Origin of the sequence: Pseudoclavibacter sp. RFBB5, assembly GCF_002931555.1 — a bacterium.
Taxonomy (GTDB): domain Bacteria; phylum Actinomycetota; class Actinomycetes; order Actinomycetales; family Microbacteriaceae; genus Pseudoclavibacter.
On record NZ_PSTZ01000015.1, the window covers coordinates 1 to 5,511 of the forward strand.

The window sequence follows — 5,511 nt, forward strand, 5'->3', positions numbered from 1 at the left end:
TTTTTGGAGGGGTAAGGATTCCTTTTGGAAACATATTTGGACAATACAAGTCAGTACTGAGCCTTCGGGTTTGGTGTTGTTTTGTTTTTTGTCAGTTTCAAACTTGTCATCGCACTTCGGTGTGGTGGCGTGATGTTTATCAGGCAGCTTTCGGGTTGTTTGGTTGTTATTCATTTACGGAGAGTTTGATCCTGGCTCAGGACGAACGCTGGCGGCGTGCTTAACACATGCAAGTCGAACGATGAAGCCCAGCTTGCTGGGTGGATTAGTGGCGAACGGGTGAGTAACACGTGAGCAACGTGCCCATAACTCTGGGATAACCTCCGGAAACGGTGGCTAATACTGGATATCTAACACGATCGCATGGTCTGTGTTTGGAAAGATTTTTTGGTTATGGATCGGCTCACGGCCTATCAGCTTGTTGGTGAGGTAATGGCTCACCAAGGCGACGACGGGTAGCCGGCCTGAGAGGGTGACCGGCCACACTGGGACTGAGACACGGCCCAGACTCCTACGGGAGGCAGCAGTGGGGAATATTGCACAATGGGCGAAAGCCTGATGCAGCAACGCCGCGTGAGGGATGACGGCCTTCGGGTTGTAAACCTCTTTTAGTAGGGAAGAAGCGAAAGTGACGGTACCTGCAGAAAAAGCACCGGCTAACTACGTGCCAGCAGCCGCGGTAATACGTAGGGTGCAAGCGTTGTCCGGAATTATTGGGCGTAAAGAGCTCGTAGGCGGTTTGTCGCGTCTGCTGTGAAATCCCGAGGCTCAACCTCGGGTCTGCAGTGGGTACGGGCAGACTAGAGTGTGGTAGGGGAGATTGGAATTCCTGGTGTAGCGGTGGAATGCGCAGATATCAGGAGGAACACCGATGGCGAAGGCAGATCTCTGGGCCATTACTGACGCTGAGGAGCGAAAGCATGGGGAGCGAACAGGATTAGATACCCTGGTAGTCCATGCCGTAAACGTTGGGCGCTAGATGTGGGGACCATTCCACGGTTTCCGTGTCGTAGCTAACGCATTAAGCGCCCCGCCTGGGGAGTACGGCCGCAAGGCTAAAACTCAAAGGAATTGACGGGGGCCCGCACAAGCGGCGGAGCATGCGGATTAATTCGATGCAACGCGAAGAACCTTACCAAGGCTTGACATATACCGGAAACGTTCAGAAATGTTCGCCCCGCAAGGTCGGTATACAGGTGGTGCATGGTTGTCGTCAGCTCGTGTCGTGAGATGTTGGGTTAAGTCCCGCAACGAGCGCAACCCTCGTCGTATGTTGCCAGCACGTAATGGTGGGAACTCATATGAGACTGCCGGGGTCAACTCGGAGGAAGGTGGGGATGACGTCAAATCATCATGCCCCTTATGTCTTGGGCTTCACGCATGCTACAATGGCTGGTACAATGGGCTGCAATACCGCGAGGTGGAGCGAATCCCAAAAAGCCAGTCTCAGTTCGGATTGGGGTCTGCAACTCGACCCCATGAAGTCGGAGTCGCTAGTAATCGCAGATCAGCAACGCTGCGGTGAATACGTTCCCGGGCCTTGTACACACCGCCCGTCAAGTCATGAAAGTCGGTAACACCCGAAGCCGGTGGCCTAACCTTTTGGAGGGAGCCGTCGAAGGTGGGATCGGTAATTAGGACTAAGTCGTAACAAGGTAGCCGTACCGGAAGGTGCGGCTGGATCACCTCCTTTCTAAGGAGCACTTAGCACGCACTCTTCGGGGTGTGGAGCTGAAGTCATTTCGGTCGCAAACGTCGACCGGTGGCGCTCATGGGTGGAACATTTGACTATTCGGTGCTTGTTGTTGTTCGTGCGGAGTACGCCCTTTGGGGTTGGAAACGTGTGGGTGATGGTGAGTGCTGGTGTGCACGCTGTTGGGTCCTGAGGGACCGGGCCTGCTGCGGTTGTCGCTCTTTGGAGTGGTGAGCGCGGTGGATCGGACTCTTGGGCCTTCTTGGTTGGCTTTGTGTCAGCCGGGTTGGTACCGATCGTATGTTGAGAACTACACAGTGGACGCGAGCATCTTGAATGCCGCAAATGTTGATCGTCTTCGGATGGTTGGGTTTGTGGTGTTCAGCAATTTTAGTCAAGAGTTTCTGAGAATGAAATGATTGGCTACTCATGTGTAAATCAAATCTTTAAGAGCAAACGGTGGATGCCTTGGCATCTGGAGCCGAAGAAGGACGTAGAAATCTGCGATAAGCCTCGGGGAGTTGATAATCGAACTTTGATCCGAGGATTTCCGAATGGGGAAACCCCGCCAGGCCCCTTGTGGTGACCTGGTGACTCCCGCCTGAATATATAGGGCGGGTAGAGGGAACGTGGGGAAGTGAAACATCTCAGTACCCACAGGAAGAGAAAACAACAGTGATTCCGTTAGTAGTGGCGAGCGAACGCGGATCAGGCTAAACCGGTCGTGTGTGATACCTGGTAGGGGTTGCACGGTCGGGGTTGTGGGACTTTTCATGCTGCTCTACCAGGCAGTGGGCGTGACAGTAGCGTATAGACGAACAGCTTTGAATGGCTGACCAGAGGGGGTGCGAGTCCCGTAGTCGAAATGCGTGTATTGACGTTGAAGAGTATCCCAAGTAGCACGGGGCCCGAGAAATCCCGTGTGAATCTGTCAGGACCACCTGATAAGCCTAAATACTCCCAGATGACCGATAGCGGACAAGTACCGTGAGGGAAAGGTGAAAAGTACCCCGGGAGGGGAGTGAAATAGTACCTGAAACCGTTTGCTTACAATCCGTCGGAGCAGCCTTGTAGCTGTGACGGCGTGCCTTTTGAAGAATGAGCCTGCGAGTTAGTGATATGTGGCGAGGTTAACCCGTGTGGGGCAGCCGTAGCGAAAGCGAGTCTGAATAGGGCGATTCAGTCGCATGTCCTAGACCCGAAGCGAAGTGATCTATCCATGGCCAGGTTGAAGCGAAGGTAAGACTTCGTGGAGGACCGAACCCACCTAGGTTGAAAACTGGGGGGATGAGCTGTGGTTAGGGGTGAAAGGCCAATCAAACTTCGTGATAGCTGGTTCTCTCCGAAATGCATTTAGGTGCAGCGTTGCGTGTTTCTTACCGGAGGTAGAGCTACTGGATGGCCGATGGGGCCCAAAAGCTTACTGACGTCAGCCAAACTCCGAATGCCGGTAAGTGAGAGCGCAGCAGTGAGACTGTGGGGGATAAGCTTCATAGTCGAGAGGGAAACAACCCAGACCACCAACTAAGGTCCCAAAGCGCGTGCTAAGTGGAAAAGGATGTGGAGTTGCACAGACAACCAGGAGGTTGGCTTAGAAGCAGCCACCCTTGAAAGAGTGCGTAATAGCTCACTGGTCAAGTGATTCCGCGCCGACAATGTAACGGGGCTCAAGCACGCCACCGAAGTTGTGGCATTCATATTTTAGACAGGCCTTCGTGGTCCAGTCGTGTGGATGGGTAGGAGAGCGTCGTGTGGCGAGTGAAGCGGCGGTGGAAACCAGCCGTGGACGCTACACGAGTGAGAATGCAGGCATGAGTAGCGAAAGACGGGTGAGAAACCCGTCCTCCGAATGATCAAGGGTTCCAGGGTCAAGCTAATCTTCCCTGGGTAAGCCGGGACCTAAGGCGAGGCCGACAGGCGTAGTCGATGGACAACGGGTTGATATTCCCGTGGCCGGCGAAAAACCGCCCAAGCTAATCCAGTAGTGCTAAGAGTCCGAATCTTCTCGTCTGCCTTCGGGTGGGTGGGAAGCCTAGCGCTCGACCCCGTTCTGGTGCGGTTAGCGTATTAACAGGTGTGACGCAGAAAGGTAGCCGAACCGGGTGATTGGTTGAATCCGGGCAAGGATGTAGGGTGAGTGATAGGCAAATCCGTCACTCGTGAAGCCTGAGATCTGACGCGGAACTCACGTATGTGAGGTAGTCGGTGATCCTCTGCTGCCAAGAAAAGCATCGACGCGAGGTTTTAGTCGCCCGTACCCCAAACCGACACAGGTGATCAGGTAGAGAATACCAAGGAGATCGAGAGAATCGTGGTTAAGGAACTCGGCAAAATGCCCCCGTAACTTCGGGAGAAGGGGGGCCTGAGGCGTATAGGGATTTACTCCTGAAAGCGCATTGATGGCCGCAGAGACCAGTGGGAAGCGACTGTTTATCAAAAACACAGGTCCGTGCGAAGTCGCAAGACGATGTATACGGACTGACGCCTGCCCGGTGCTGGAAGGTTAAGAGGAAGGGTTAGCTTCGGCGAAGCTCTGAATTTAAGCCCCAGTAAACGGCGGTGGTAACTATAACCATCCTAAGGTAGCGAAATTCCTTGTCGGGTAAGTTCCGACCTGCACGAATGGCGTAACGACTTCCCAGCTGTCTCAACCGCGAACTCGGCGAAATTGCATTACGAGTAAAGATGCTCGTTACGCGCAGCAGGACGAAAAGACCCCGTGACCTTTACTACAGCTTGGTATTGGTGTTCGGTGTGGCTTGTGTAGGATAGGTGGGAGACTGTGAAGCGGGCACGCTAGTGTTCGTGGAGTCGTTGTTGAAATACCACTCTGGTCATTCTGGATATCTAACTTCGAACCGTAATCCGGTTCAGGGACAGTGCCTGGTGGGTAGTTTAACTGGGGCGGTTGCCTCCTAAAGAGTAACGGAGGCGCCCAAAGGTTCCCTCAACCTGGTTGGCAATCAGGTGGCGAGTGTAAGTGCACAAGGGAGCTTGACTGTGAGACTGACAAGTCGAGCAGGGACGAAAGTCGGGACTAGTGATCCGGCAGTGGCTTGTGGAAGCGCTGTCGCTCAACGGATAAAAGGTACCTCGGGGATAACAGGCTGATCTTGCCCAAGAGTCCATATCGACGGCATGGTTTGGCACCTCGATGTCGGCTCGTCGCATCCTGGGGCTGGAGTAGGTCCCAAGGGTTGGGCTGTTCGCCCATTAAAGCGGCACGCGAGCTGGGTTCAGAACGTCGTGAGACAGTTCGGTCTCTATCCGCTGCGCGCGTAGGAAATTTGAGAAGATCTATCTTTAGTACGAGAGGACCGAGATGGACGAACCTCTGGTGTGTCAGTTGTTCCGCCAGGAGCACCGCTGATTGGCTACGTTCGGAACGGATAACCGCTGAAAGCATCTAAGCGGGAAGCCGGCTTCAAGATGAGATTTCCATCCCTTCGGGGGAGAAGCTCCCAGTAGACGACTGGGTTGATAGGCCGGATGTGGAAGCACAGAAATGTGTGGAGCTGACCGGTACTAATAAGCTGATGATTTGATAAAACATGCACATGAATGTTGCTGCTGTTCGCGTCCACTTTGTGGTTCTCGATAGACGATCGAGAATCGACCACGTGTCACGCCCTGTTGGGTGTGGTGTGTGGTTCGAAACATGATGGTTTGTCCATAGTGTTTCGGCGGTCATAGCGAGAGGGAAACGCCCGGTTACATTCCGAACCCGGAAGCTAAGACTCTCAGCGCCGATGGTACTGCAGGGGGGACCCTGTGGGAGAGTAGGTCACCGCCGGACTTCTTCATGAGCCGGGGTTGGT

At 53.9% G+C, this 5,511-nt stretch carries 3 rRNA genes; all 3 read left to right on the plus strand.

The annotated features are described in order from the left end of the window. Positions 1–173 precede the first annotated feature (173 nt). Positions 174–1,693 (plus strand): 16S ribosomal RNA (locus C5B97_RS17620). Between the two features lie 436 nt (positions 1,694–2,129). Next, positions 2,130–5,242: ribosomal RNA gene (locus tag C5B97_RS17625) — 23S ribosomal RNA — on the plus strand. A 130-nt stretch (positions 5,243–5,372) separates the two neighbouring features. Then, positions 5,373–5,489 (plus strand): 5S ribosomal RNA (rrf, locus tag C5B97_RS17630). The 16S, 23S and 5S rRNA genes sit together here, the layout of an rRNA operon. The last annotated feature ends 22 nt before the right edge of the window (positions 5,490–5,511 follow it).